The organism is Parerythrobacter lacustris (genome assembly GCF_024626475.1).
Lineage (GTDB): Bacteria > Pseudomonadota > Alphaproteobacteria > Sphingomonadales > Sphingomonadaceae > Parerythrobacter_A > Parerythrobacter_A lacustris.
Genome location: NZ_JANKHH010000003.1, coordinates 598,535 through 624,714, shown reverse-complemented (window position 1 = coordinate 624,714; position 26,180 = coordinate 598,535). Strand labels below are relative to the sequence as shown.

Annotated in this window: 24 protein-coding genes, 1 pseudogene and 1 riboswitch; of the genes and pseudogenes, 19 read left to right on the top strand and 6 right to left on the bottom strand. The window is 65.1% G+C overall.

Annotated features, from left to right (window positions below; translation table 11 throughout):
• A pseudogene (locus NSO95_RS06520) lies at positions 1-92 on the top strand (IS5/IS1182 family transposase); the annotation flags it as partial.
• A gap of 236 nt (positions 93-328) precedes the next feature.
• Complete coding sequence (locus NSO95_RS06515; RefSeq protein ID WP_257595353.1) at positions 329-2,518, top strand: M3 family metallopeptidase; 2,190 nt, start codon at positions 329-331, stop codon at positions 2,516-2,518.
• A gap of 54 nt (positions 2,519-2,572) precedes the next feature.
• Here NSO95_RS06515 and NSO95_RS06510 read toward each other — a convergent pair whose 3' ends face one another.
• Genes NSO95_RS06510 through NSO95_RS06495 form a run of 4 tightly spaced genes read right to left on the bottom strand, consistent with a single transcriptional unit; the run spans position 2,573 to position 7,186 of the window.
• Positions 2,573-3,298, bottom strand: a complete 726-nt coding sequence (locus NSO95_RS06510; protein WP_257595352.1) for an ABC transporter ATP-binding protein — start codon at positions 3,296-3,298, stop codon at positions 2,573-2,575.
• Positions 3,298-4,263 carry a FecCD family ABC transporter permease gene (locus NSO95_RS06505; RefSeq protein WP_257595351.1) on the bottom strand — a complete coding sequence of 322 codons (966 nt, stop codon included), beginning with the start codon at positions 4,261-4,263 and terminating at the stop codon, positions 3,298-3,300. Before NSO95_RS06505 ends, NSO95_RS06510 begins: the two co-directional genes overlap by 1 nt.
• Positions 4,260-5,204, bottom strand: a complete 945-nt coding sequence (locus tag NSO95_RS06500; RefSeq protein ID WP_257595350.1) for an ABC transporter substrate-binding protein — start codon at positions 5,202-5,204, stop codon at positions 4,260-4,262. Before NSO95_RS06500 ends, NSO95_RS06505 begins: the two co-directional genes overlap by 4 nt.
• Before the next feature lie 47 nt (positions 5,205-5,251).
• Positions 5,252-7,186: a TonB-dependent receptor plug domain-containing protein gene (locus NSO95_RS06495; RefSeq protein ID WP_257595349.1), complete on the bottom strand. Its 1,935-nt coding sequence runs from the start codon at positions 7,184-7,186 to the stop codon at positions 5,252-5,254.
• 95 nt (positions 7,187-7,281) lie between these two features.
• Positions 7,282-7,475, bottom strand: a riboswitch (cobalamin riboswitch).
• Between the two features lie 188 nt (positions 7,476-7,663).
• Between NSO95_RS06495 and NSO95_RS06490 the strand changes: the two genes are divergently transcribed.
• The 17 genes from NSO95_RS06490 to NSO95_RS06410 all read left to right on the top strand — a co-directional run bounded on the left by NSO95_RS06490 (position 7,664) and on the right by NSO95_RS06410 (position 24,605).
• Positions 7,664-8,791 carry a cell wall hydrolase gene (locus NSO95_RS06490; protein WP_257595348.1) on the top strand — a complete coding sequence of 376 codons (1,128 nt, stop codon included), beginning with the start codon at positions 7,664-7,666 and terminating at the stop codon, positions 8,789-8,791.
• 97 nt (positions 8,792-8,888) lie between these two features.
• Positions 8,889-9,200, top strand: coding sequence for a hypothetical protein (locus NSO95_RS06485; protein ID WP_257595347.1), 312 nt, complete (start codon positions 8,889-8,891; stop codon positions 9,198-9,200).
• 147 nt (positions 9,201-9,347) lie between these two features.
• Positions 9,348-11,312 carry a putative bifunctional diguanylate cyclase/phosphodiesterase gene (locus NSO95_RS06480; protein ID WP_257595346.1) on the top strand — a complete coding sequence of 655 codons (1,965 nt, stop codon included), beginning with the start codon at positions 9,348-9,350 and terminating at the stop codon, positions 11,310-11,312.
• A gap of 229 nt (positions 11,313-11,541) precedes the next feature.
• Entirely contained in the window at positions 11,542-12,516 is a 975-nt protein-coding gene (gene mdh / locus NSO95_RS06475; RefSeq protein ID WP_257595345.1) for a malate dehydrogenase, read from the top strand.
• A gap of 28 nt (positions 12,517-12,544) precedes the next feature.
• Entirely contained in the window at positions 12,545-13,069 is a 525-nt protein-coding gene (locus NSO95_RS06470; RefSeq protein ID WP_257595344.1) for a hypothetical protein, read from the top strand.
• A 192-nt stretch (positions 13,070-13,261) separates the two neighbouring features.
• Positions 13,262-13,507: a hypothetical protein gene (locus NSO95_RS06465; protein ID WP_257595343.1), complete on the top strand. Its 246-nt coding sequence runs from the start codon at positions 13,262-13,264 to the stop codon at positions 13,505-13,507.
• A gap of 3 nt (positions 13,508-13,510) precedes the next feature.
• A complete protein-coding gene (locus NSO95_RS06460) occupies positions 13,511-13,939 on the top strand; it encodes a PIN domain-containing protein (protein WP_257595342.1) in 429 nt (142 codons plus the stop codon).
• A gap of 13 nt (positions 13,940-13,952) precedes the next feature.
• Positions 13,953-14,843 carry a succinate--CoA ligase subunit alpha gene (gene sucD / locus NSO95_RS06455; RefSeq protein WP_257595341.1) on the top strand — a complete coding sequence of 297 codons (891 nt, stop codon included), beginning with the start codon at positions 13,953-13,955 and terminating at the stop codon, positions 14,841-14,843.
• A gap of 33 nt (positions 14,844-14,876) precedes the next feature.
• Entirely contained in the window at positions 14,877-17,708 is a 2,832-nt protein-coding gene (locus NSO95_RS06450; RefSeq protein ID WP_257595340.1) for a 2-oxoglutarate dehydrogenase E1 component, read from the top strand.
• 10 nt (positions 17,709-17,718) lie between these two features.
• Positions 17,719-18,936, top strand: a complete 1,218-nt coding sequence (odhB, locus tag NSO95_RS06445) for a 2-oxoglutarate dehydrogenase complex dihydrolipoyllysine-residue succinyltransferase (RefSeq protein WP_257595339.1) — start codon at positions 17,719-17,721, stop codon at positions 18,934-18,936.
• Between the two features lie 12 nt (positions 18,937-18,948).
• A complete protein-coding gene (locus NSO95_RS06440; RefSeq protein WP_257595338.1) occupies positions 18,949-19,233 on the top strand; it encodes a hypothetical protein in 285 nt (94 codons plus the stop codon).
• Complete coding sequence (gene lpdA, locus NSO95_RS06435) at positions 19,226-20,638, top strand: dihydrolipoyl dehydrogenase (protein WP_257595337.1); 1,413 nt, start codon at positions 19,226-19,228, stop codon at positions 20,636-20,638. Before NSO95_RS06440 ends, lpdA begins: the two co-directional genes overlap by 8 nt.
• A 10-nt stretch (positions 20,639-20,648) precedes the next feature.
• On the top strand, positions 20,649-21,458 hold the full coding sequence (locus tag NSO95_RS06430; RefSeq protein ID WP_257595336.1) for a hypothetical protein: 810 nt from the start codon (positions 20,649-20,651) through the stop codon (positions 21,456-21,458).
• On the top strand, positions 21,455-21,874 hold the full coding sequence (locus NSO95_RS06425) for a VOC family protein (protein ID WP_257595335.1): 420 nt from the start codon (positions 21,455-21,457) through the stop codon (positions 21,872-21,874). Before NSO95_RS06430 ends, NSO95_RS06425 begins: the two co-directional genes overlap by 4 nt.
• 50 nt (positions 21,875-21,924) lie before the next feature.
• Positions 21,925-23,262 carry an amidase family protein gene (locus tag NSO95_RS06420; protein WP_257595334.1) on the top strand — a complete coding sequence of 446 codons (1,338 nt, stop codon included), beginning with the start codon at positions 21,925-21,927 and terminating at the stop codon, positions 23,260-23,262.
• A gap of 10 nt (positions 23,263-23,272) precedes the next feature.
• On the top strand, positions 23,273-23,965 hold the full coding sequence (locus NSO95_RS06415; protein WP_257595333.1) for a PepSY domain-containing protein: 693 nt from the start codon (positions 23,273-23,275) through the stop codon (positions 23,963-23,965).
• Entirely contained in the window at positions 23,958-24,605 is a 648-nt protein-coding gene (locus NSO95_RS06410; protein ID WP_257595332.1) for a trimeric intracellular cation channel family protein, read from the top strand. Before NSO95_RS06415 ends, NSO95_RS06410 begins: the two co-directional genes overlap by 8 nt.
• Positions 24,606-24,611: 6 nt before the next feature.
• Here the strand turns inward: NSO95_RS06410 and NSO95_RS06405 are convergent, their stop codons facing one another.
• Together NSO95_RS06405 and NSO95_RS06400 are read right to left on the bottom strand one after the other, a co-directional pair.
• Entirely contained in the window at positions 24,612-25,268 is a 657-nt protein-coding gene (locus NSO95_RS06405; protein ID WP_257595331.1) for a hypothetical protein, read from the bottom strand.
• A 171-nt stretch (positions 25,269-25,439) separates the two neighbouring features.
• The gene (locus NSO95_RS06400) at positions 25,440-26,015 is read right to left on the bottom strand and encodes a hypothetical protein (RefSeq protein ID WP_257595330.1); all 576 of its coding nucleotides are present in this window, start codon (positions 26,013-26,015) and stop codon (positions 25,440-25,442) included.
• Positions 26,016-26,180: the final 165 nt, after the last annotated feature.

The window sequence follows — 26,180 nt, the reverse complement described above, 5'->3', positions numbered from 1 at the left end:
GGCGCATCCACACACGCTATGATCGCTGCGCGCATGCCTTCATGTCAGCAATATGCATCGCCGCAACCGTCATCTTCTGGCTCAATCAATGAGTCCTGACCCTAAGGTAGAGGCAGGCGACCATCATGCAATCAGCAGGCGGCGGCACATTCGATGGTCCAGCAGTAGCCGAGTCACCTCCCCCATTCCACCAACCCCCGCCCCCGCTCGACCAACGCCTGTCTCCCGCTTGCATTCCGGCGTAATCTCCGGTTCAAGCGCTCCCAGCTAAGCACGGGGCAATTGCGCCGCATCCGCGGGCGCTTGCCTTCAACTTTCGGGAGACACCATGAAAGCCCCTATCCTGGCCACCACCGGCCTCGCACTGATCCTCGCCGGCTGCTCCACCTATGCGCAGGAGGCTCCGCAGGCCGAAGCCAGCGCGCCTGCCGCAACCGCAATTCCGCAGGCCACCGGCTATTTCGCGCAGCCGAGCGACCTGCCGATGCTCGCGCCCGACTTTACCAAGATCGCGGACAGCGACTACCTGCCCGCCTTCGAGCAGGCGATGGCGATCCACAAGGCGGAGGTCGAGGCGATCAAGGCCGACACTTCCGCGCCCACGTTCGAGAACACCATCGTCGCGCTCGAGACCTCGGGCCAGATGCTGAACCGCGTCGCGGCGGTGTTCTTCGCGCTGTCGGGGGCCAACACCAACGATACGCTCGACGCGGTCGATGCCGAGATCGGCCCCAAGCTCGCCGCGCATTCGGACTCGATCACGCTCGACCCGGTGCTCTTCGCGCGGGTCAAGGCGGTGTACGACAAGCGCGCCGCCATGACGATGACGCCGGAAGACGCCAAGCTGCTCGAGGAAACCTATGACGGCATGGTCCACGCCGGCGCGCTGCTGACCGATGCGCAGAAGGATCAGGTCAAGGCGATCAACACCGAGCTTTCCTCGCTCACCACCGAATTCGGCCAGAAGGTGCGGCAAGCGACTGTCGACAACGCGCTGGTGGTCGACACCCGCGGCGAGCTCGCCGGGCTGAGCGACAGCGAAATCGATGCCGCTGCCAAGCTCGCGACCGACAAGGGCATGCCGGGCAAGTTCGCCCTCGCCTTGCAGAACACCACCCAGCAGCCCGCGCTCCCCAGCCTCGAGAACCGCGCCACGCGCGAAAAACTGTTCACGCTGAGCCACGACCGTGCGGTGATGGGCGACAAGAACGACACCCGCGTGCTGCTCGCCAAGATCGCCACGCTGCGCGCGCGCAAGGCCGCGCTGTTCGGCGCGCCAGACTGGGCGACCTACGCCATGTGGGACCGGATGGCGAAGAACCCGAAGACCGCGCTCGACTTCATGGAGGCGATGGTCCCCGCGCTGGCCGAAACCCAGCGCCGCGAAGCCGCGCTGCTGAACACCAAGATCGAGGAAGAGGGCGGCGATTTCGAGGTCAAGCCGTGGGACTGGTATCGCTACGCCGAGATGGTCCGCAAGGAGAAGTACGACCTCGACGAAAATGCGGTGAAGCCCTATTTCGAGATCAACCGCGTGCTGGAAGACGGCGTGTTCTACGCCGCCAACCAGCTTTATGGCCTGAGCTTCAAGAAGCGCACCGACCTGCCGGTGTATCATCCCGACGTGACCACCTATACTGTGTACGACCGCGACGGCAGCGAGCTCGGCATCTTCTATTTCGATCCCTACCAGCGGCCGAGCAAGCGTGGCGGGGCGTGGATGTCGAACTTCGTCGACCAGAGCCATCTGTATGGCACCAAGCCGGTGATCTACAACGTGCTCAACATCCCCAAGGCGGCCGACGGCGAGCCGCAGCTGGTCGCCTTCGACCAGGTCGAAACGATGTTCCACGAATTCGGCCATGCGCTGCACGGCTTCTTCGCCGACCAGAAATACGCTTCGCTCTCGGGTACTGCGACGGCGCGCGACTTCGTCGAATATCCGAGCCAGGTCAACGAGATGTGGGCGACCTATCCCTCGGTGCTGCAGAACTATGCCAAGCATTACCAGACCGGCGAGACCATCCCGATGGAGCTGGTGACCAAGTTCCAGCAGGCGGCGAAGTTCAACCAGGGTTACGACTTCGGCGAGGTGGTCGAAGCCGCGCTGCTCGACATGAAGTGGCACGCGCTCACGCCGGCACAAGCCGCCGCGATCGACACGCCTGAGGAAGTCGACGCGTTCGAGCGCAAGTCGCTCGAGGAGCTGGGGCTGGAGATCGACCTGGTGCCGCCGCGCTATCGCAGCAGCTATTTCAACCACATCTTCTCCGACCCGGCGGGCTACAGCTCGGGGTATTACTCGTACCTGTGGACCGAGATGCTCGACCGCGACAGCCGCAAGTGGTTCATGGACAACGGCGGGCTGACCCGTGCCAACGGCGACCACTACCGCGCCACCGTGCTCAGCCGCGGCGGGACGATGGACTATTTCGACATGTTCCAGAAGTTCGCCGGGCGCAGACCCGACGTCGGCCCGATGCTCAAAGCGCGCGGGCTGACAGATGGCGGCGAGTAAGCCTTAGCCAATCGAGCAAGGAAGGCCGGGAGCAATCCCGGCCTTTTTTGTGAGTTAGCGGGTCACGAGCGCGCGGCGACCGGGCTTGCCGATCCACTCGGCATCGACCTGCCACACTGCGCGCAACAGGTCCGGCGTCAGCGCAGCCGCCGGCGCGCTGTCCGCCACCACCCGACCGCGATCGAGCACCACGACGCGCTGCGCATGGTTCATCGCCAGCGCGAGGTCGTGCACCACGACCACCACCCCGGCCCCGCTCGCCGCCTGCGCCGCAAGCTGCGCGAGCAGCCGCGCCTGATGCGCGAGATCGAGCGCGGCGAAGGGCTCGTCGGCGAGTATCCAGCGCGGGTCCCCGGCAATCACCCGGGCAAGCAGCGCCCGCGCGCGCTCGCCGCCCGACAGCTGCGACACCGGGCGCTCGGCCAGCGCTTCCAGATCGAGCGCGGCCAGCGCCGCTTCGACCTGCGCGTTGCCGCGATCGCGATGCGGCAGGCGGCCCAGCGCGACGAGGCTGCGCACCGCAACATCCCACGCGATCTCGGCATCCTGCGGCAGGTAGCCGATCGCCTTCGCCCGCTCGCGCGGGTGGAGTGTGTCGAGCGCCTCGCCTTCCAGCATCACCCTCCCCGCCTCGGGCCGCAGCAGGCCTGCGAGCACCTGCAGCAGCGTCGACTTGCCCGCGCCGTTGGGTCCGCAGATCGCTGTGATGCAGGCCGGTTCGATCGCCGTCGACACATCGCGCAGTCGCGTACCGATGGTGATGCCCTCCGCGCGCAGCATCACGCCAACCCCCGCCGCATCCGCAGCAGCAGCCAGAGGAAGAACGGCGCGCCGATCAGGCTGAGCGCGATACCCAGCCGCAGCTCGGTGACCAGCGGCAGCACGCGCACCACGCTGTCCGCCACCAGCACCAGCAATGCGCCAGCGAGCGCGCTCGGCAGCAGCAGCTGCGACGGTCGGCGGTCGGTCAGCGGGCGCACGAGGTGCGGCACGATCAGTCCGACGAAGCCGATGATTCCCGCCACCGCGACCCCGCTCCCCACGGTGAGCCCGATCCCGCCGATCAGCATCCACAGCACTCTCCGCTCGTCCATACCCAGCGAGCGCGCGGCGCTATCTCCGAGGATAAGCGCGTCGAGATCGCGCCCGAGCAGCGCCAGCAGGCCGATCCCGGCCAGCGTCAGCGGCGCAGCCACCCCCACGTCGCACCAGCTGCGGTCGGTCAGCGCACCCATCAGCCAGCCAACGATCTCGCTCATCGCGAAGGCATTGGGTGCCATCGAAATCGCGAGGCTGGTGAGCGTTCCGGCGAGGCTGGCGATCATCAGTCCGGCGAGCGTGAACAGCGCGATGCCCTTGGGCCCATTGGCGGTCCGCCCCGCGATCAGCGCCAGTAGCGCCATCGCCCCGCCCGCGCCGATCAGTGCCATCAGCGGCAGTGCCCAGGCGCTGGCGGCATAGCCCAGCCAGAAGCTCGCCACCGCCCCCAGCGCCGCGCCCGGCGCGATGCCGAACAGCCCCGGATCGGCCAGCGGATTGCGCAAATAGCCCTGCATCGCCGCCCCCGCCGCCCCCAGCCCCGCGCCGATCACCAGCGCCAGCACGCTGCGCGGCAGCCGCAGCTCGGCGAGGATCAGCGCGGCGTTGGGGGTGCTGGCGGGGTCGATCCACACGCGGCCTGCAAGCAGCGAAAGCGGGAAGGCTACGGCGATCAGGCCGAGGAGGATGAGCGTGGCGCGGGTCATGTCCTTCGAGACGCTCCCTCGGCTTTCAGCCTCGGTCGCTCCTCAGGATGAGCGGCGTTGACTGAATCCAACCGCTCGTCCTGAGGAGGGTGCGAGGACGCAGTTCGAGCGCCCGTCTCGAAGGATCGGCGCACCTCCCTCAGCCGGTCCATCGCGCGGATGATCGTCGGGCCGCCGCAATAGAGCAGCGCGGGATCGAGCCGTTCGACCCTCATGCCCGGCAACGAAGCAAGCGCCGGATGCTGCTGCGAGCGTTCCTGCCCGGCAACCAGCAGCAGATGCGGCGGGCTGGCGAGCACCTGCTCGAGCGAAAGGTAATCCGCCTGCCCCATGCCGATCGCCGCGCTATGGCTGGCGAAGCCCGCTCGGCGCAGCAGTTCGCTGACGAGCGCGCCATCGCCCGGCACGATACCGCCGGGTTGCCACAGGACGGCAGAAACAGGCGGCGAGCCACTCCTGGGTTCTGCCGCCTGTTCGATCCGCTGCGCGAGGCGCTCGGCCTGCTCCGGCTTGCCCGCCAGCGCGCCGATCGCCCGCACTTGTGCCACGCTGTCGTCGACGGTCGAAGCGATGCCGAAGGTTTCCACCCGCACGTCCAGATCCTCGAAGGCCTTGCGCGTGGCAGGGGCGAGGAAGCTGCTCGCCACCACAATATCCGGATCGAGCGCGAGGACCTCCTCCACCGTCCCGCCGGTGGCACGGAAGTGGCGCGCCTGTGCCAAGTCCATCGACGTCGCGGACGGGTCCTGGCTGTAGTGCGATATCGCTAGCAGCTGCTCGGGACCGGCGATCTCCGCCAGCACCGCATCGGTGCAGGGGTTGAGGCTGACGATGGTGGGGTGTTCGGACGTCGCCTCTTCTTTGGCAGAGGACACGCTGCATCCAGCCAGGGTCATTGCCGCGAAAGCGTGGATCCAGAGTGCGAGCAGTGCGCAGGTCACCCTGGATCCCCGCCTGCGCGGGGACGACATGGCAATGGGGCCGAGCACTAGAGCCCCGTCCTGATCCCCACGAACACCCCGCGTCCCGGCGAGGCGTAGCCTGCGGCGGTCTGGTACCCTGCGTCGGTGACGTTCTCGATCCGCGCGAAGATATCGAGCGTGCGCTGCGTATCCTCGTCGATCATCAGCAATGGCTTCGTCGCGCGGACGTCGATCACCACGTAATCGTCGAGCGGCACGGTATTGGCGGCATTGTCGAATGCGTCGGAAACGAAGCGCATCTCCGCGCCCAGCGTCGGGGTGAATTCCGAACCCGGATCGAATTCGACGTCGGCGGACAGCGTCAGCGCGTGATCCGGGCGGCGCGCCAGCACCTTACCGCGGTTCGCCGATCCCGCGGTGCGGTTCTCGGTATCGATGAAGGCATAGGCGGCGCGCAATTGCAGCACCTCGCCCAGCGTCTTGCCTGCTTCGAGCTCGAACCCCTGCGCGCGTGTACGCCCGACATTGTCATAGGTGCCGAAGGGGCGATCGGTGCAGATGCCGCCCGTCACGCCGAAGCAGGAGACGAAATCGATCAGATTCTCGTTGTCCCGCCGGAACAGGGTGATGCCTACATAATCGAGCCATGCCCGACCGCTGTAGGTCAGGCCGATATCAAAGCTCGTGCTCCTCTCGGGCCGCAGCGTCTCGTTGCCGAAATCGCTGAACAGCTGGAACAGGGTCGGCGCCTTGAAGCCTTCGCCCACGCTGGCCTTCAGGCGCAGGTCGTCGGCCACTTCATAGCTCAGGTCCGCACCGAAGCTGGTCGCACTGCCGAACCGGGCATGATCGTCGAACCGCGCCCCGGCATGGGCGGACAGTCCGCCGAATTCGATCCCAAGCTGGGTGTAGGCCCCGAAGATGCGCGTGTCGTTCCCGGCATCGAACAGCGTCCGGTATTCGAGCCACTCGTGCTCGGCCCCGAAATTGACCAGCAGCGGGCCGATCGGGCGCCATTCGCCCTTGACATCGATCCGGTCGGATCGCCCGTCGCTGGTGAAGCTCGGCCCGAAAGCGGGATCGACATTGTCGCGCGCGGTGTCGGCGAATGAGTAGGTCGCGCGGACGAATAGCGGGCCATTGTCGTAGGTTGCGCCTGCTGCGGCGGAGAGCTGGCGGGTGTCCTGGTATTCTGCCGTGTCGGCCAAGGCGAAGGCGGGGGCCGGGAAACCATCCAGCTCCAGCCGCCCTTCGGCATAGCGCGCCTGCGTGAAGAGTTCGAGCGCGTAGGACAGGTAGAGCCTGCCCTGCCCGTTGACCGCCCACTGCTCGAATCCGTCGGCCTCGGTGCCGTTTGCCGCCGCCGAAAAGCCGTCGGTGGTGAAGTAGCTGCCAGAAAGGCCGACGAAGCCGGTATCGCCCGACAGGCCTCCGCTGACCGCAAGGCTGACGGTATCGCGCGCGCCATATTCGGCACTGGCAGAAAGCGCGCTCGACGCCCTGGTCGAGGCAACCAGCACCCCGCCGATTGCGTCCGACCCCCATACCGTGCTGTTCGATCCGCGCAGCAGCTCGACCTTCTCTAGATTGCCGGTGAGCAGGTTTCCGAAATCGAACCCGCCCCCGGGCGCCGCCGGATCGGATAGACGCACGCCGTCGATCAGGGTGAGCAACTGCTCTGCCTCCGCACCGCGCACGCGCACGCCGGTAAAGCTCCCCGTGCCGCCATTGCGGGCGATGGTCACCCCCGGCGCACGCTGGAGCACGCGAGTGAGATCGGCTCCCTGCACTGCGGCGATTTCTTCAGGGCCGAAGACGGTGACGGATTGCCCGGTATCCTCCACTTCGATCCGCGTGCCGGTAGCAGTTACGGTGATCTCCGCTTCGTTGATCCGGGTGCCATTGCAAAGGCAGAACTGCTCGTCCTCAACAGCATCCTGTGCCCAGCCAGGGCCAGCAATCGCCGCAAAGGAAACACCTATAAACAGATATTTACGCATCAAACCTCCTGTCACAAGCGAAGTCGCTCATGACGGAAGCGAGCGCCACGCATTCGGCGCTCTCCCATCTGCCCCCGGTGCACCCCGCCCGCTGGCTCGAACGACCGTCACCGGCAGGTCTCCTGGCTCCCGGATCGCTGGTCTGGCCCCGCCTTCCCGCCCGCCCAGATGGCGCGCAGTGGCGTATCGGAGCCGACCTCCCCGGTCACAGTTGCGGGGGCAGCGCAGGTATCGCACCTGCTTCCCTCTTAGGCCCGCCTGCGCGGGCACCCATGACGTGACTGAGCGCATAACCGCCCGTCCAGCTTTCCGCAAGTGCACCGGCGCTTAACCGATCCTTGACCATGCGGCTTAACCGCCGTTTGCGGCCTGTGCCGCTAAGGGACGGCCCCGAGCGAAAGCATCGCGCGATGTGAGGTTTCGCGATACGCGCTGCTAGCGCGCCGGGTTGCTCGGCGGAACCACCGAAGGATGCCCTTGACCCGAACCCCTGCCTCGATCTGCAAGCCCGCCCAGCCGCACCGCGGTCGGCGCATTCTTGCGCTGGCGGCGGCAGTCGCGGTCCCGGCCTTTGCCGCTCCGGGCGACTGGAGCCCATTTCGCGATAGCACCGCAGAATCCGCGCTGGCCGGCAGCGCCAAGGCGATGCCGTTCGAAACCGCAGGCGAGAGTTTCCCCGGGTCGGCGTTCTACTATCTCGAGGACGAGCCGCAACTGGCATATGACTTCGAACAGCGCGAGACGCCGCTGTTCGACATTTCCGGCACCGGCGATCTGGCCGCGTCAGAGGAACTGATCGCAAGCCGCGCCGGGCCTGCTGCGCGCGCCTTCATGGGCGGCGGCAGCGGGATGGACCGCGCCCGTGCGCTCCAGTGCATGACGCAGGCAATCTACTACGAGGCGGCGAGTGAGGCGATCGGCGGGCAGCGCGCGGTGGCGCAGGTTGTGCTCAACCGCGTCGCGCACCCGAGCTACCCCAACAGCGTATGCGGCGTGGTGTTCCAGGGCAGCGAGCGGGTGACTGGCTGCCAGTTCAGCTTCACCTGCGACGGATCGCTGGCGCGTCGGCCAAGCGCGGCGGCATGGGCGCGCGCGCGGATGGTCGCTGCCGATGCGCTGGCCGGGCAGGTCTATGCCCCGGTCGGCCTCGCAACGCACTACCACACGATCTGGATCTATCCCTATTGGGCACCCAGCCTCGATCCCGTCGGCACGATCGGTGCGCACCGCTTCTATCGCTGGAAGGGCAATGCCGGGAAGCCGGGAGCGTTCATCTCGGCCTATTCGGGCAACGAGCCTGTGGCGGCGCCCAAGCCGCGCAGCGCCAGCGCATCGGCGAGCGACCCGGCGGACCCGATTTCGCTCGCCCGCACCTTCGAGGAAGCCAGGGCCAAGGCCGAAGCCGAGGCACGCAAGGCCGGCATCCCGCCGCGCGCGGCGGCCCCCGCCTATGCGCCTGCCGTCCAGCAGCGCGGCGGCGACCGGGTGTTCACCGCAGAGAACCTGCCCGACGCCAGCGGCGTCAAGCCCGAATATGCCAATTCGGGCCGCTGGATCAACGAGCCGGGCAAGCCTGCAAGCGGGAATGGCAACACCGGCCAATAGGTTAACCGGCGTGAAACCTTGAAATCACACCAAGGCTTAGGCGCAGGCGGGTAGTCAGGCTGCAACACCTCTTCCCCAGCTGCAGGAGTCTTCATTGATGACGGTCCACTTCGCCGCCGCCCGTTCTCCGCTTCGCTCACCGGTGGCGCGTATCCTCGCCCGTCGCCCGCTCGGCGCGGCGGCGAATGACAATGGCGAGGCGGGACTGAGCGACAATCTGCTCCATGCAGCGCTGCGCCACTTTGCCGAGCATGGTCTTCGCGCTGCGCAGGTCGCGCGCAAGGAAGCCGAAAACGCCTTCTTCGCAGGCGACAGCGAAAGTTACCAGTGGTGGCTCGGCGTTTGCCGCACGCTCGACCGTCGCATGGCGGAAGAATGCGCCCGCAGCGACAAACCCCGGATCGCCTGAACCCCTGCCCTGCTCTCCGACCCTGACCCCGTTGCATTTCGCGCGCGGCTAGGCACAAAATCATGGATTGTCATCGGCTTGCCGAACCAAGGGTTTGGTAAGTTTCGCGTTAACCGGACGCGAACCTATTCGCACTAGTCCGGGCACATGGCACGAAAGGCTCTTGCCGGGAGGATGCTGCGCAGCCTCTCGCGTCTTTGGCGAGACGATGCGCAGACCGAACAGGTCCGGCGCATTCTCGTGCGCACCCTCTATACCCAGCCCGCCAGCCTCGCGATCGGGGCCTTCAACGGGGTCGTATCCACGCTGCTTGTCGCGATGCTGAGCGGTTCGCAGGCGCTCTCGATCTGCTGCGGCGTGCTGACGATGATCGCCATCGCCAGAGTCACCGCAGCCGTCGGCCTTTCGCCCGATGACGAATTGCAAAGCACCAAGCGGCTCGAACTGATCTACGAGGCCGGGGCGTTCAGCTACGCATTCCTGCTCGGCCTGATCGCCGCGCTGACGCTGCTGCTCGAAGTCGGAGCGGAGCTCGAAGTGCTGATGATGGCTAATGCGATGTGTTACGGTGTCGGCATCTGCGCCCGCAATGCCGGCCGGCCCACCATCGCGCTGGGCCAACTGACGCTCGTAACGCTCCCGATCCTTGTCGCCTGCATCTACATCGCCTCGTTGCCCTACCTCTTCCTTGCCGTGACCATGATCCTGCTGCTGCCGGCAATGGCGTCGATCACCCTCAACGTGTTCAAGGTGCTGCGCGATTCGATTGCAGCGGCGGAAGCGAGCCAGCTTATGGCAGAGCAGATGCGGACCCTGGCGCGCACCGACGTCGTGACCGGACTGATCAACCGGGCAGGCCTCAACCAGGATATCGTCGACAAGATGATGGCCCTGCCCGACGGCCAGACGCTGGCGCTGTTCTGGATGGACCTCGACCGGTTCAAGGAAGTCAATGACCTGCTCGGCCATCCGGTAGGCGACAGGGTCCTGCTGGAAACCGCAAACCGGCTCAAGGAAGTCGTGCCGCCCGGTGCCACCGTCGCCCGGTTCGGCGGCGACGAGTTCATCGTCATCGCCGAGGTCGAGGACCGCAAGGCGAGCGAACGTCTCGCGAGCGAGATCCATGCCGAGATCATGCGGCCGATGCGGATCAATGGCGAAAGGATGGAGGTCGGTGCCTCGATCGGTGTCGCGCTGATGCCCGAAGACGGGATCGATGCCGACACTTTGATGCAGAGCGCCGATCTTGCACTCTACCATGCCAAGGTCAATGGACGGAAGCAGACCCGCTTCTATGACGCGACCATGAGCCGCGATCTGGTGCGCCGCCGCGAGATCGAGGCCGAGCTCCGCGCGGCCATCCTAAAGGACGAGCTGTCGATCTTCTTCCAGCCGATCGTCGATCTCGAAACCGGCAAGATCCGCTCTTTCGAGGCGCTGGTCCGTTGGTTCCACCCGCGCAAGGGCGAACTGAAACCCGACGAATTCATCCCGGTGGCCGAGGAAACCGGGGTGATCGTAACGCTTGGCAACTGGATCACCGCGCGCGCCGCCAAAGCCGCAGCCCAGTGGCCGGATGACGTGACGCTGGCGGTCAATCTATCGCCGTTGCAGATTCGTGCGCCCGGCGCCTCGCTCGGTATCCTCAACGCATTGCGCGAAGCCAAGCTGCCGCCACACCGGCTCGAACTCGAAGTGACCGAGAGCCTGTTCCTCGACGATCATGCTGCGACCGAAGCCTTCATTGCCGACCTTACCGAAGCGGGCGTGAAGTTCGCGCTCGACGATTTCGGGACCGGCTATTCCTCGCTCGCCTACATTCACAAATATCCCTTCAGCAAGGTCAAGATCGACCGCAGCTTCGTGTCCGGACCCGATGTCGGGGCCAAGAGCGATGCGATCATCCGCGCGGTGGCCGAACTCGGCTCCAAGCTGGAAATGGATATCGTGGCGGAAGGGATCGAGACGATCGAACAGGTCCGCGTCGTGCGCGAGGCGGGTTGTACGCTCGGCCAAGGCTACCATTTCAGCCGCGCGGTGCCGGATTATCTCGCCACCATGCTACTGGCGCAGGAACGGAGTGACGGGGACGAGCAGCGCGCGACGGCATGACGGATTTCCACTGCAGTCCGGTGACTGAACAACACCTCGCCTCCCGCTTATTGCAATTGCGAACTATTATCAGATATAGTTGACAAGTCGGTGCTTTTGCCGGTTGCAATCGCCTCGACTCAGGCCTAGTCCGCTTCCCATCACCGGGCGCGGCTTCCTCGCGGGATGCGGGCGTGCGCCTTTCCGGTTCGGCATTGCGGTCCCGCGCGATTGGAAGGACGGATTTCCCATGGCCAAGAACACTGGACGCAAGAAGATCGCGCTGATCGGCGCCGGCAATATCGGCGGCTCGCTCGCCCACCTCGCGGCATTGAAGGGGCTGGGCGACATCGTCCTGTTCGACGTGGTCGAGGGCGTGCCGCAGGGCAAGGCGCTCGACCTCAGCCAGTGCGGCCCGGTAGAAGGCTTCGACGCGAAGATCACCGGCTCGAACGACTATGCAGATATCGCCGGTGCGGACGTCGTGATCGTCACCGCAGGCGTCGCGCGCAAGCCCGGCATGAGCCGCGACGACCTGCTCGGCATCAACCTCAAGGTGATGAAGGCGGTCGGCGAAGGCATCAAGGCCAACTGCCCCGACGCCTTCGTGATCTGCATCACCAACCCGCTCGACGCGATGGTCTGGGCGCTGCGCGAATTCTCCGGCCTGCCGCACAACAAAGTCGTCGGCATGGCAGGCGTGCTCGACAGCGCGCGCTTCGCGACCTTCCTCGCATGGGAATTCGGTGTCAGCGTGAAGGACGTCAACGCCTTCGTGCTCGGTGGCCATGGCGATACCATGGTGCCGGTTCTGAGCTACTCCACCATCAGCGGCATCCCGGTGCATGACCTCGCCAAGATCAAGGGTGTCGACGCCGGTCGTCTGGATGAAATCGTCAAGCGCACCCGCGGCGGCGGCGGCGAGATCGTCGCCCTGCTCGGTACCGGCTCGGCCTATTACGCGCCCGCCACCAGCGCGATCGCCATGGCCGAAGCCTATCTCGGCGACCAGAAGCGTATCCTGCCTTGTGCGGCCTATGTCGAAGGCAAATACGGCCTCGACGGGCTCTATGTCGGCGTGCCCTGCGTGATCGGCAAGGACGGCATCGAAGAGGTTATCGAGATCGAACTGTCGGACGAGGAGAAGAGCAACCTCAAGGTCTCGACCGACGCGGTCGAGGAACTGCTGGTGGCGTGCAAGGGGCTGGATGGCAGCCTTGCGTAACTGGCTTGCCCTTGTTGCTCTTTGCGCTGTGGCCGCCCCGGCCACGGCGCAGGACAACGATGCCGCTGCGCAGCTCGAAGCGGCCATGTCCGCGCACTCGAACGTGGCCGACCTGCTCGATGCCGTGAAAGACTGCACCGCCGAGACAGTCGGTGCGCAGAACCCCGGCGCAGACGCGCTCAAAGCGAAGGGCTGGGCCAAGCTGACTGACAAGCAGCTTAATCTCGAACGCAGTGACCCGGCCTCGCGCAGCCTCGCCTATGTCCGGCGTAACGTTTCGCTGTTCGTGACACGGCATCCGGGCGGCACGACCTGCCGGATACTGGCGTTTCTCGATACGGACACGGACCGTTCCGGCCTGACGACGGGTTTGCAGCAGGACTTGGGCTTTTCTGTGATGACGCGGTCGAGCAAGTTCGCCCTCAGAAATCCCACCGTCAGCGAGGATATGCTCGCTCAGTTCTATGAGACGAAAGCGCATCTGGTCCGGGTCAAATTCGAACCTGAAAGCGCCGCGCTCGGTGTGAACATCGTCGTGGGCCCAAACCTTTAGATTTCAATTCAGCCGATTTTTAGTGTTCATGCTCCGGAGACAATCATGTCCATCCTCGTAAACAAAGACACCAAGGTCATCACCCAGGGGATGACCGGTGAAACCGGCACTCTCCACGCCGGCGCTCTCGGTTGACATGAATCCGAGGCGATCCTATTTTACACATATCCTGTGTAAATGTGGGCACGAACCATGACCAAGAACATTACCCTGGCGGTTGATGCAGACCTTCTGGCACGATTTCGCGTGCTCGCGGCCGAGCGCAAGACGACGGTGAATGCACTGGTGCGCCAGCATATGGCTGAAGCCGTTGGGCTGGAAGCGCGGCGCAGCGCAGCAATCGCCCGGATGCTCGAGCTGGGCAATCAGAGTACTGCGCAAATCGATATGAGCAAGTGGGACCGCGAATCCAGCTATGCTCGCGGCAGCAAGGCATAGACTGTGGCGGAACGCTTTCTCGATACCAACGTCCTGCTTTATGCAGCAGCGCAGCAGGCGGCGGCAGCCGATTCGGGCAAACACCAGCAGGCACTCAACCTGATTGGCGAAGGTGGCTTTGCGATCTCGGCGCAGGTTCTTCAGGAATTTTACGTCAATGCGACCAGGCTCAAGCCGCAGCCGCTGCACCCGTCCGAAGCCAAGGAGTGGGTTGATCTGCTCGGCGCGCTCGAGTGTGTCGCGGTCGATCACCGGCTCGTCAGTGAGGGCGTCCAGATTTCGCAGCTCTATCAGACTTCCTACTGGGACGGCGCGATCATCGCCGCCGCCCATGCCGCAGGTGCAACTGCACTTTACAGCGAAGACCTAAATCACGGCCAGGTCTACGGCGACGTAACAGTCATCAATCCCTTTAAATCCTCAACGCATTGATCGGCAGAAAACTATGTCCATCCTCGTAAACAAAGACACCAAGGTCATCACCCAGGGGATGACCGGTGAAACCGGCACGTTCCACACCCAGCAGGCGCTCGTCTATGGCACACAGATGGTTGCGGGTGTGACGCCGGGCAAAGGCGGCACGACGCATATCGACCTGCCGGTCTACGACACCGTGGCCGAAGCGAAGCACGCCACCGGCGCGACCGCGACCTGCATTTATGTGCCGCCACCTTTCGCCGCGGACTCGATCCTCGAAGCGATCGATGCGGAGATGGAACTGATCGTCACGATCACCGAAGGCATCCCGGTGCTCGACATGGTGCGTGTCAAGCGCGCGCTCTCGGGCTCGAAGTCGCGGCTGATCGGCCCCAACTGCCCCGGCGTGCTGACCCCCGGCGAATGCAAGATCGGCATCATGCCGGGTTCGATCTTCAAGCAGGGTTCGGTCGGCGTCGTCTCGCGTTCGGGAACGCTGACCTATGAAGCCGTCCACCAGACCACCATGGTCGGTCTCGGCCAAACCACCGCGGTCGGGATCGGCGGCGACCCGGTCAACGGCACAAACTTCATCGACGTGCTCGAGCTGTTCCTCGCCGACGACGAAACCAAGTCGATCATCATGATCGGCGAAATCGGCGGCAGCGCGGAAGAAGAAGCCGCCGAATTCATCGCCCACAAGGCAAGGCAGGGCATTTCGAAGCCGATGGTCGGCTTTATCGCCGGGCGTACCGCCCCTCCGGGCCGCCGCATGGGCCACGCCGGCGCAATCGTCAGCGGCGGCCAGGGCGGCGCGGAAGACAAGATCGCGGCGATGGAAAAGGCCGGCATTCGCGTCTCCCCCTCCCCCAGCGAGCTCGGCACCACGCTCGACGCGCTGCTCAAAGAACTGGCGTAACCCCCCAACCTCTCCTCCCCTGGAAGGCCTGACATGGGCAACGAACACCACACCTTCATCCCCGAGCTGATGGACCAGGAAGGCCCGCAGCCCGGCCCGAGCTGGGCCAACCCCGGCTGGCTGGCCTCGGTCGCGGACAGCGAGGCGGATCTGACCGCCGCGCTCGACCCGACCACGATGAAGCTCGCGGTCGAGAAGGCTGCAGCCTCTGCTGGCAAGGCGATGAGCCGCGCCGATATCGAGGTTGCGGCGGGCGATTCAATCCGCGCCATGCTGCTGGTGCGCCTCTATCGCGTGCGCGGCCACCTAGCGGCAAATCTCGACCCGCTCGGCCTGTCGCACCGCAAGGAGCCGGAAGATCTCCAGCTCGCATGGCACGGTTTCGCCGGGCAGGAGGCCAAGGAGGTCTATGTCGGCGGCGTGTTCGGTTACGAATGGGTCAGTCTCGGCGAGCTCTACCGCGTGCTGCGGCAGACCTATTGCGGCCACGTCGGCCTCGAATACATGCATATCTCGGACACCGAGGAACGCCGGTTCCTGCAGGAACGCTTCGAGACTCCGGAAGAGACGATCCGCTTCACCCCCGAAGGCAAAAAGGCGATCCTGCAGGCGGTGATCCGCGGCGAGGAATACGAGAACTTCCTCGGCAGGAAATACGTCGGCACCAAGCGCTTCGGCCTCGACGGCGGCGAAGCGATGATCCCCGCGCTCGAAGCGGTGATCAAGTACGGCGGCGCGAACGGCGTGCGCGAGATCATTTACGGCATGGCGCATCGCGGGCGATTGAACGTGCTCGCCAATGTGATGCACAAACCCTACCGAGTGATCTTCCACGAATTTTCTGGCGGTAGTGCCAACCCCGACGATGTCGGCGGATCGGGCGACGTGAAATACCACCTCGGCACCAGCACCGACCGCGAATTCGACGGGATTTCGGTGCATATGAGCCTCGTCCCCAACCCCTCGCATCTCGAGACGGTCGATCCGGTGGTTCTCGGCAAGGCGCGAGCGCAGCAGGCAATCCGCGACGATCTCGACGATCACGCGCAAGTGCTGCCGGTGCTGATCCACGGCGATGCAGCTTTCGCCGGACAGGGCGTGGTGTGGGAAAGCCTCAGCCTCACCGGCATCAACGGCTACAACACCGGCGGCTGCCTGCATTTCATCATCAACAACCAGATCGGCTTCACCACCGCGCCCAAGTTCTCGCGCGGGTCGCCCTATCCGTCCGATGTGGCGAAAGGCGTCCAGGCACCGATCGTCCACGTGAACGGCGACGATCCCGAAGCGGTGACCTTCGCCTGCAAGCTGGCGGTCGATTACCGCCAGACCTTCAAGCGCGACATCGTGATCGACATGTGGTGCTATCGCCGCTTCGGCCACAACGAGGGCGACGAACCCAAGTTCACCCAGCCGGTGATGTACAACGCGATCGGCAAGCACAAGAAGGTCAGCTATCTCTACGCCGACAAGCTGATCGGGGAAGGCGTGATCGAGCCGGGCACCGCGCCGCAGTTGCGCGAGGAATTCGCCGCCCATCTGCAGGAGGAATTCGACGCGGCGAAGAGCTACAAGCCCAACCATGCCGACTGGTTCGGCGGGCGCTGGGCTGGGCTCAACAAGCCTGCCGATCCCGAACACGCGCGGCGCAACGTCGATACCGCGATCCCCAAAAAGCTGTTCGACAGCCTCGGCCGCACGCTCACAACGGTGCCCGCAGACCTGACAATCCACAAGACGCTCGGCCGCGTGCTCGATGCCAAGCGCGAGATGTTCGACAGCGGCACCGGCTTCGACTGGGCAACCGCCGAAGCGCTCGCTTTCGGCAGCCTCGTGTCCGAAGGCTACGGGGTGCGCCTCTCGGGCCAGGATTCGGGGCGCGGCACCTTCAGCCAGCGCCACGCCTGCTGGATCGACCAGACCACCGAGCGCAAGTACATCCCGCTGTGCCAGCTGCCGCATGGCAAGTTCGAGGTATACGACAGCCCGCTGAGCGAATACGGCGTGCTCGGGTTCGAATACGGCTTCGCGATGGCTGACCCCAAGACGCTGGTGCTGTGGGAAGCGCAGTTCGGTGATTTCGCCAACGGCGCCCAGATCATCATCGACCAGTATATCGCCGCCGCCGAAGCCAAGTGGCTGCGCGCCAACGGCCTCGTGCTGCTGCTGCCGCATGGCTACGAGGGACAGGGGCCGGAACACAGTTCGGCGCGCCTCGAACGTTTCCTGCAGTTGTGCGCGAACGACAATATCCAGGTGCTCAACATCACCACCCCGGCGAACTACTTCCACGTGCTCCGCCGGCAGATGCTGCGCCCGTTCCGCAAGCCGATGGTCATAATGACCCCCAAGTCGCTGCTGCGCCACCCGCGCGCGAAGAGCGATGCGGCGGAGTTCCAGGGCGATCATCACTTCATGCGGATCAAGTCCGACACGACCGACATCGCGGACGAAAAGGTCCGCCGCCTCGTGCTGTGTTCGGGCAAGGTCGCCTACGACCTGATCGAAAGGCGCGACGCGGAAGGGATCGACGATGTGTCAATCGTCCGCATCGAGCAGCTCTACCCCTTCCCAGGCGAGGCGCTCGCGGCCCGGCTCGCGAAAATGACCGGTCTCGAACAGGTCGTCTGGTGTCAGGAAGAACCGAAGAACAATGGCGCGTGGTTCTTCGTCGAGAGCCAGATCGAACAATCGCTGGCCGATGCCGGGCATGGGGGGATGCGCCCGCGCTATGCCGGTCGCGATGCCTCGGCTTCGCCCGCCACCGGGCTCGCCAGCCGTCACGCCGAACAGCAGGAAGCACTCGTCGCCGATGCGCTCGGGATTGCCGGCACCCCTACCCCATCAAGCAAAAAGAAGGCCTGAGGAACCAGTTATGGCCACCGAAATCAAAGTCCCCGCACTCGGCGAGTCGGTTACCGAAGGTACCATCGGCGAATGGCTCAAGCAGCCGGGCGATACCGTCGCGGTCGACGAACCCATCGTCAGCCTTGAGACTGACAAGGTTGCGGTCGAAGTCCCCTCGCCGGTTGCAGGCGTTGTCGGTGAACTGCGCGCAGCGGTCGGCGACACAGTCGAAGTCGGCGCTGTGATCGCGACGGTCGAGGACGGCGTTGCCGCCGGCGAAGCCACCAAGGTCGAACCGCGCGAGGCTCCGGCCCCGGCTCCCGCCGCGCCCGAAAGCGGTGACGGCGCGCAGACGCTAAGCCCCGCGGTGCGCCGTGCGGTGCTCGAACACGGGGTCGATCCCTCGACCATCAAGGGCAGCGGCAAGGACGGTCGCCTGACCAAGGAAGACGTCGTCGCCGCTGCCAAGGCCAAGAGCGCCAGCCCTGCCCCCGCCGCGACGGCCGAAACCTCCCCGGCACCTGCCCCCGCTGAAACAGGCGGCGCGCGGCGCGAGGAACGGGTCAAGATGACGCGGATGCGCCAGACCATCGCCAAGCGGCTGAAGGGCGCGCAGGAAAACGCCGCACTGCTGACCACTTTCAACGATGTCGACATGTCGGCGGTGATCGAGGCGCGCGAAAAGTACAAGGACCTGTTCGCCAAGAAGCACGATATCCGCCTCGGGTTCATGGGCTTTTTCGCCAAGGCGAGCTGCCTTGCACTGAAGGACGTTCCGAGCGTCAACGCCTATATCGAGGACGACGAGATCGTCTATCACGACTATGTCGATATCTCGGTCGCGGTCTCGGCCCCCAATGGCCTCGTCGTGCCCGTGATCCGCGATGCACAGGACAAGGGCTTTGCAAGGATCGAGAAGGACATCGCCGATTTCGGCAAGCGGGCCAAGGACGGCACGCTGACGATGGACGACATGAAGGGCGGCACCTTCACCATTTCCAACGGCGGGGTGTTCGGATCGCTCATGTCGACCCCGATCATCAACCCGCCGCAGAGCGCGGTGCTCGGCCTGCACCGGATCGAGGACAGGCCGGTGGTGCGCGACGGCGAGATCGTCATCCGCCCGATGATGTATATCGCATTGAGCTACGACCACCGACTGATCGACGGACGCGAAGCGGTCACCGCACTCAAGATCATCAAGGAAGCGATCGAGGATCCAACCCGGATGCTGATCGATCTGTAAGGGAGCAAGGACATGACCCGTACCCTTTTCATTGCTATCGCACCCATCGCCCTGCTCGCCGGTTGCAGCGCTGCGGAAGAAGCCGGCAACGAGGCCTTCGACACCAACTTTCTGAGTTCGTGCAAGAGCTCCGGCTCGGCATCGGGCGCGCCGCAGGAAGTCATCGACAGCTATTGCGGCTGCGCGCTCGACAAGATCAACGAGCAATATTCGGGCAGCGAGAAGCTCAACCTCTCACCCGAGAATGTGCAACCAATCATGGCCCAATGCCTCGCCGAGGTGCAGAAGAATGGCTGATTACGATTACGACGTCCTTGTTATCGGTGCCGGTCCCGGCGGCTATGTCGCGGCGATCCGCGCGGCGCAGCTGGGGCTGAAGACCGCCTGTGCGGAAGGCCGGGATACGCTCGGCGGCACGTGCCTCAACGTCGGCTGTATCCCGTCGAAGGCGATGCTCCATGCGTCGGAGTATTTCGATGCGGCGGCCAACGGCACCATGGCGAGTATGGGCATCGACGTTAGCCCCAAGCTCAATCTCGAGAAGATGCACGGCCAGCGCCTCGACGCGGTCGATGGCCTGACCAAGGGCATCGAGTTCCTGTTCAAGAAGAACAAGGTCGACTGGAAGAAGGGTTACGCCAGCTTCGTTGATGCGCACACGGTAAAGGTCGGCGACGAAACCGTCACGGCGAAAGACATCGTCATCGCCACCGGTTCGTCGGTCACCCCGTTACCGGGGGTCGAGGTCGACAACGACAAGCAGGTGGTGGTCGACTCCACCGGTGCGCTGGAACTCAAGGCTGTGCCCAAGAAGATGGTCGTGATCGGCGGCGGCGTGATCGGGCTGGAGCTTGGCTCGGTCTGGCGGCGGCTCGGTGCGGAAGTCATCTGCGTCGAATTCCTCGACCAGATCCTGCCAGGCATGGACGGCGATGTGCGCAAGGAAGCGAACCGCATCTTCAAGAAACAGGGCATCGAATTCAGGCTTTCCACCAAGGTCACCGGTGTGACGGTCAAGGGCAAGAAAGCGACTCTCACTCTCGAACCGGCGGCAGGTGGTGCCAGCGAAACGCTCGAAGCCGATTGCGTGCTCGTCTCGATCGGTCGCCGCCCCAACACCGACGGGCTGGGCCTCGAGAACATCGGTCTCGCCACCAACCAGCGCGGCCAGATCGAGACGGATCATGAATTCCGCACCAGCGTGGCGGGCGTGCGCGCGATTGGCGACGTGATTCCCGGCCCGATGCTGGCGCACAAGGCCGAGGATGAAGGCATCGCCGTGGCAGAATGGATCGCGGGCGAGACCGGCATCGTGAACCACGATGTCATCCCCAGCGTGGTCTACACCCTGCCGGAAATCGCCGGGGTCGGCCTGACCACCGAGCAGGCGATCGAAAAGGCGGGCGGCGACAAGGCCAAGGTCAAGGTCAGCAAGTTCCCCATGGCCGCCAACAGCCGCGCCAAGACCAACCACGAGCCCGACGGCTTCGTGAAGGTCATCGCCGACGCCGAAACCGACCGCGTGCTGGGCGTCTGGGCGATTGCCACCGTGGCCGGAACGATGATCGCGGAGGCCTGCGTGGCAATGGAATTCGGCGCGACGAGCGAGGACATCGCTTACACCTGCCATGCCCACCCGACCCACGCCGAGGCGCTGAAAGAAGCAGCGATGGGCGTGCGGGGCAAGCCGATCCACATTTGATGCGGGCGCGGTGAACGGGATCGCCAGCGGCCGGGGAATCTGCGCCGGTGTGCTGGCGTTGCCGGTTGCGGCATTGCTTGCGTTTCTTGCGCTGGCGGGTGCGCCCGGGCAATATCTGCTGACCGATGCGGTCGCACTGGGCATTGCGCTGGCATGGATTGCCCTCGGGCGCATGCCGCAATCGGACCTCGCCGCGCGCATTCTCCTCGGCGCGCTTATACTCCTGCTGTTCGTTCCTCTGCTCACCGGCCCCCAGATCAACGGCATCGCCCGCTGGCTGCCGCTGGGGCCGGTCCAGCTGCATGCCGGAATGCTGGCGTTCCCCGCCATCGCGGTGCTCGCCGCGCGCGAGCCGCGCTGGGCACCAGCGATCCTGCTCGCCGCGCTTGCCGCAGCCCTGCTCCAGCCGGACGGCGGGACCGCCTTTGCAATCACCTTTTCTGCCGTGGGTCTCTACCATGTGACCGGCAACTGGCGAGTCGCCGTGGTGTGCATCGTCGCCTTCTTTGCGGCGCTGGTGGCAACGATCAATGGCGAGCTGGCCCCGCAGGAATTCGTCGAGCGGGTGTTCCAGACCGCCTTTGCTATCCAGCCGATCATCGCGCTCACCCTCGCGCTTGCGCTCGCGGCTTCCTTTGCGCTGATGCTTTTCGCCATCCCTCATAACCGGCCCGCGCGCTTTGCGCTGGCTGGCGCCTTGTTCGGCTTCTTCATCATAGCGCTGATGAACACCTATCCCTTCCCGTTGATCGGCCACGGTGCCGCCTCTATCCTCGGCTTCGGCTTCGCCTTGGGCCTCGTTCGAAAGGAAGCGCCATGACCCCTCGCCCGTTCCACCTCGCCTTTCCGGTCCACGATCTGGACCGGGCACGGCATTTCTGGGGCGAGATCATGGGCTGCCCCGAAGGGCGGCACAGCGAGCGCTGGATCGACTTCGATTTTTGCGGGCACCAGATCGTGGCGCATCTCGCGCCCGACAGCGGCGACCGCACCAGCAACCCGGTCGATGGCAAGGAGGTGCCGGTGCCGCACTTCGGCATCATCCTCGAAATGGATGACTGGAAGGCGCTGGCAAAGCGGCTGACCGATGCGGGGGTGGCGTTCCAGATCGAGCCGCATATCCGTTTCGAGGGCCAGGTCGGCGAGCAGGCGACGATGTTCTTCCGCGACCCGAGCGGCAATGCGATCGAGATGAAGGCCTTTGCCGACGATGCGATGATCTTCGCGCAGGAATAGCTTGCCTCTCGCCCACCGCGTGGCACTCTGCCGCGTAAGGGGAGAGGACCATGGCATATCCGAAACTGACCGACGAGCCGGGTGCGCTCGAAGTCGCTGCACAGCTGCGCGACGGCGCGCTGTCGCCGCTCGAAGCGGTCGATGCGGCGATCGCGCGGATCGAAGCGCTCGATGGGCCGCTCAATGCGGTGGTGGTGCGCGATTTCGACCGTGCGCGCGACATCGCGAAGGCGATGGACGGGCTCGATATCCGTGCCGACCAGCCGCTGTTCGGCGTGCCGATGACGGTCAAGGAGAGCTTCAACGTCGCCGGCCTGCCGACCACCTTCGGCCATCTCGAGTACAAGGACAATATGGCGGCGAGCGATTCAACCGTCGTCGCAAAACTCCGGCGCGCAGGCGCAATCATTCTCGGCAAGACCAACGTTCCGCCCGATCTGGCCGACCTGCAGAGCAACAACCCGGTCTATGGCCGGACCAACAACCCGCACGATCCCACACGCGTCGCGGGGGGCTCTTCGGGCGGATCGGCGGTCGCACTGGCGAGCGGGATGGTGCCTGCTGAATACGGCAGCGACATCGGCAGTTCGATCCGCAACCCGGCGCATTTCAATGGCGTTTTCGGCCACAAGCCGAGCTTCGGCCTCGTGTCGCGGCGGGGGCATGCGCATCCGGCGGCGGGCGGGCAGGATGTCCACGATGGGCCGCTGTCGGTGACCGGGCCGCTGGCGCGCAGCGCGGACGATCTCGCAATGCTGCTCGAAGTGACCGCGACACTACCGCTCGGTCGGAAAGGCAAGAGGCTCGATCAATGCCGCTTTCTCGCCGTGCTGGAACATCCGGTGAGTGAAGTGGACCAGGCGGTACTCGGGCCGATCGAGGGTGCGATTTCGGCGCTGGAGGCTGCGGGCGCAAAGGTCGATCGGGCGAGCGATCTCGTGCCCGATCTCGCCGAACAACACGCCAACTACCTGCGCCTGCTCAATGTCGCGATGGCGCGCGGGCGGCCTGCGCCGGGCGGCGAGCCGATGCTGGTGTCCGACTATTACCTGCTGCTCGATACACAGGCGCGCAACCGCTACGCCTGGGCGCGGCTGTTTGAACGCTACGACTTCGTGCTGGCCCCGCCGCTGCCCTTTCTCGCCTACAAGCACGATGCCACGCCGCTGGCGCAGCGCAAGATCGCCATCAACGGCGCGGAGCACGACTTCGCCGATGCGCTGGCGTGGGCCGGGATCGCGACCTTCCCCGACCTCCCCTCCACCGTGGTCCCCGTCGGGGGCACCGACGGCCTGCCGTGCGGGATCCAGGTGATGGGGCCGATGTGGGGCGACTACGACTGCATTGCCGCCGCCGGGGGGATTGCCCGCATCCTGCACGGCGGCTAGGCGCGCGCGCATGGCAAAACAGAGCATGATGCAGCGCTTCGCCAAGTGGCATATCTGGCTCGGCTGGCTGGTCGGGGCGCCGATCCTGATGTGGCTGGTGACCGGCCTGTTCATGGTCGCCAAGCCGATCGAGGAGGTGCGCGGCAACCATCTGCGCGTCGAGGCGAAAGAGCAGGCGCTCAGCCTGCCCGGCGGCGCGGCTCCGACCACCGGGCCGATCCGCGAGATGCGCGCCTTTATGCAGCACGGCCGGGCGATAAGCCGGGTCGAGATGATGGATGGTTCAGTCCGGCGCTACGACCTTGCGACAGGAGAACGGATTGCGCCGCTCGATGCGCTCGCCGCGCGCAGCATTGCGGAGACGGAAATCAAGGGCGGCGACCGGGTGGCGAGCGTCACCCTGTTCGAAGCCGATGAGGTTCCGTTCGATTTCCGCAAGCCGATGCCGGTGTGGCAGGTGGTGCTGGAGGACGGGGCGCATGTCTATATCGGGCGCGACACGGGCGAGATCGAGGCGGTGCGCACCCGCTGGTGGCGCGCCTTCGATGTCATGTGGGGCCTCCACATCATGGACCTGCAGACCCGCGAGGATACGTCGCACCCGATCCTGATCCTGTTCGCCTTCCTCGGCTCCATCGGCGCACTGATCGGCTGTGTCCTGATGTTCCGCCGGCGCAAGGCGCGCGCTGCTACCGGTGCCTGAGGCAGTACTCACCCCGGTGCTCGACTGGCTCGACATCCTCGGGGTGGCGATCTTCGCGCTGTCGGGCGCGCTGCTCGCCGCAAAGGAGCGGCAGACCTTCGTCACCATGGGCTTCTTCGCGCTGGTCACCGGCGTCGGCGGAGGCACGGTGCGCGACCTGCTGATCGACGCGCCGGTGTTCTGGATCAGCGACCCGTGGATCGCGGCGGTCTGCCTCGGCACCGCGCTGATCGCGTGGATCACTCCCACGCGCTGGTGGGAGGGCAAGCTGCTCGACTATGCCGACGGGGTCGGGCTGACCGCCTATGCCGTGCTCGGCAGTGCGAAGGCGCTGAGTTACGGGGTACAGCCGGTCCCGGCGATCCTGATGGGGATCATCACCGGCACCGTGGGCGGGATCATCCGCGACGTGGTCGCCGGGCGTCCCTCGATCATCATGCGGCCCGAGCTATATGTCACCGCCGCCGCGTTGTCGGCCAGCCTGTGTGTCGCCGGAAGCGTTACCGAACTGCCGAACTGGGCCGTGTGGAGCGTCGCGACGCTGGCGGGACTAGCCCTGCGCAGCGCCGCGATCCGCTACAATCTCGCGCTCCCTTCATACCGCGAAGGGCGCAAGGGGCTGGAGATCGACGAGGGCTGAGCGGTCCTAATAGCCGTCGTAACCGTCGCCGCTTTCATACTCGCCTTCGACCGGCCCACCGGGATAGGCGGGCTGCGCGTCGTCCGCGCGATAGTCGGTCCGCTCTGCCCGGCGGCGGGCTTCGGCGTATTCCTCGTCGCTCCATTGGCCGTCCTCGGCCTGACCTGCGGAGGCTTGGTCGCCCGAGTAATAGACATCGGCAATGCGCCCGTTCTGGTCGATGCGGCATTCAAAGCCATCGCCATTGTAAAGGCGGCCCGAAACGACCCAGCCGTCACCGGTGCGCGCAACATTGCCGACTTCGTCGACCCTTACGTCACGCTCGATTTCGGCCAGGCACATGTCGACCGCGCGGTCGATGCTCGCACCGCCGTTGCTCGAGCGGTAGCTGTTCTCGCGGTTCTCGCGATAGCGATAGTCGTCACGCGTCCGATCGCGGCGGTCGTTGTCGTCCGAAGCAGCGCTGGCGATAGCCGCGATACCGCCGAGGATCAGCACACCTGCGAGGATGTCCCCTCCGTCGATCCGGTCGCGGTGCCGCCAGCGGCGATGCCGCTCGACATTTGTGCCATCGGCGTCCCACTGGGCGACGTTTGCCTGCGCAACACGGCTCTTGCCATACGAAACCGGCAGATCGGCGGCGAGCACAGGGCTGACAGCCATTGCAAGAGACGCCACAAGGGCAGCGCCGGCCGAAACTCTCTTGATGCGGATCATGATCAATCCCCCGTCACGGAGCGAGGGCTCGCTCCGACTTTGCAAGGGCTAGGCGGCCCAGGATTTATTGGTCCTGAACCGCCCTTCCCCGTTGCGATACCCGAAGGGCATCAGCGATCAGCGCAGGCCGCGAATGCCGCTATAGCTGAGATCGACCACCCGGCTACGCTCGAAGTCGCAAGTGAAGCGGCCGCTGTCGTTGTTGTAGCCGCGATCGTAATTGCCGTAGCGGTCATAACGATCGTAGCGGTTGTACTGGCGGTTGTACGAACCCCAGCCACGCGTATCATCGACCACCAGGCGGCCCTTCACTTCATAGCCGCGGCGCTTGGAGTCGACATCGCGGATCTCGGTGACATTCGCGTTGCGATAGCCGGCGCGGCGCGCGTCGTTCTCGACCGCCGCGACGCAGCGCTCCACCGCAGTGCGCGGGTTGTCGTAGCCGTTGTAATAGCCGCCGTTGTTGTAGCCGCCATTGTAATAGCCGCCGCCGCGATAGCCGTTGCGGTCGCGATTGTTGCCCGACGAGAGGATCGCGGCGATCCCGCCGATGATGATCGCACCGGCAATCACATCGCCGGCATCGATGCCGCGATCGCGGTCGCGGTCGCGGGCGACGGCGGGGGTTGCGGAAGCCAGCACCATCGCACCTGCGGCGACGGTCCCGGCAAGAGCTTTGGACAGGGTTTTCATGACTGACGTTCCTTGCATTCGGCCGGTGCACTTCGCTCCGACTACGATGCCTTTCTAAGGGAACGTCACTGCCCCGAAGCTGAATTGCTGCGACAGCGAATGTTCATGAAAACGATCATTTTCCTGAACATCGCAATATGTTGGATAGATTACCGAATTGCGAAC

Coding starts and splice junctions, on each gene's coding strand:
- NSO95_RS06450 (WP_257595340.1), top strand. CDS start 14,877: ATGGGCAACGAACACCACACCTTCATCCCCGAGCTGATGGACCAGGAA.
- NSO95_RS06465 (WP_257595343.1), top strand. CDS start 13,262: ATGACCAAGAACATTACCCTGGCGGTTGATGCAGACCTTCTGGCACGA.
- NSO95_RS06440 (WP_257595338.1), top strand. CDS start 18,949: ATGACCCGTACCCTTTTCATTGCTATCGCACCCATCGCCCTGCTCGCC.
- NSO95_RS06405 (WP_257595331.1), bottom strand. CDS start 25,268: ATGGCTGTCAGCCCTGTGCTCGCCGCCGATCTGCCGGTTTCGTATGGC.
- mdh (WP_257595345.1), top strand. CDS start 11,542: ATGGCCAAGAACACTGGACGCAAGAAGATCGCGCTGATCGGCGCCGGC.
- odhB (WP_257595339.1), top strand. CDS start 17,719: ATGGCCACCGAAATCAAAGTCCCCGCACTCGGCGAGTCGGTTACCGAA.
- NSO95_RS06485 (WP_257595347.1), top strand. CDS start 8,889: ATGACGGTCCACTTCGCCGCCGCCCGTTCTCCGCTTCGCTCACCGGTG.
- NSO95_RS06480 (WP_257595346.1), top strand. CDS start 9,348: ATGGCACGAAAGGCTCTTGCCGGGAGGATGCTGCGCAGCCTCTCGCGT.
- NSO95_RS06505 (WP_257595351.1), bottom strand. CDS start 4,263: ATGACCCGCGCCACGCTCATCCTCCTCGGCCTGATCGCCGTAGCCTTC.
- NSO95_RS06425 (WP_257595335.1), top strand. CDS start 21,455: ATGACCCCTCGCCCGTTCCACCTCGCCTTTCCGGTCCACGATCTGGAC.
- lpdA (WP_257595337.1), top strand. CDS start 19,226: ATGGCTGATTACGATTACGACGTCCTTGTTATCGGTGCCGGTCCCGGC.
- NSO95_RS06420 (WP_257595334.1), top strand. CDS start 21,925: ATGGCATATCCGAAACTGACCGACGAGCCGGGTGCGCTCGAAGTCGCT.
- NSO95_RS06510 (WP_257595352.1), bottom strand. CDS start 3,298: ATGCTGCGCGCGGAGGGCATCACCATCGGTACGCGACTGCGCGATGTG.
- NSO95_RS06515 (WP_257595353.1), top strand. CDS start 329: ATGAAAGCCCCTATCCTGGCCACCACCGGCCTCGCACTGATCCTCGCC.
- NSO95_RS06415 (WP_257595333.1), top strand. CDS start 23,273: ATGGCAAAACAGAGCATGATGCAGCGCTTCGCCAAGTGGCATATCTGG.
- NSO95_RS06400 (WP_257595330.1), bottom strand. CDS start 26,015: ATGAAAACCCTGTCCAAAGCTCTTGCCGGGACCGTCGCCGCAGGTGCG.
- sucD (WP_257595341.1), top strand. CDS start 13,953: ATGTCCATCCTCGTAAACAAAGACACCAAGGTCATCACCCAGGGGATG.
- NSO95_RS06495 (WP_257595349.1), bottom strand. CDS start 7,186: ATGCGTAAATATCTGTTTATAGGTGTTTCCTTTGCGGCGATTGCTGGC.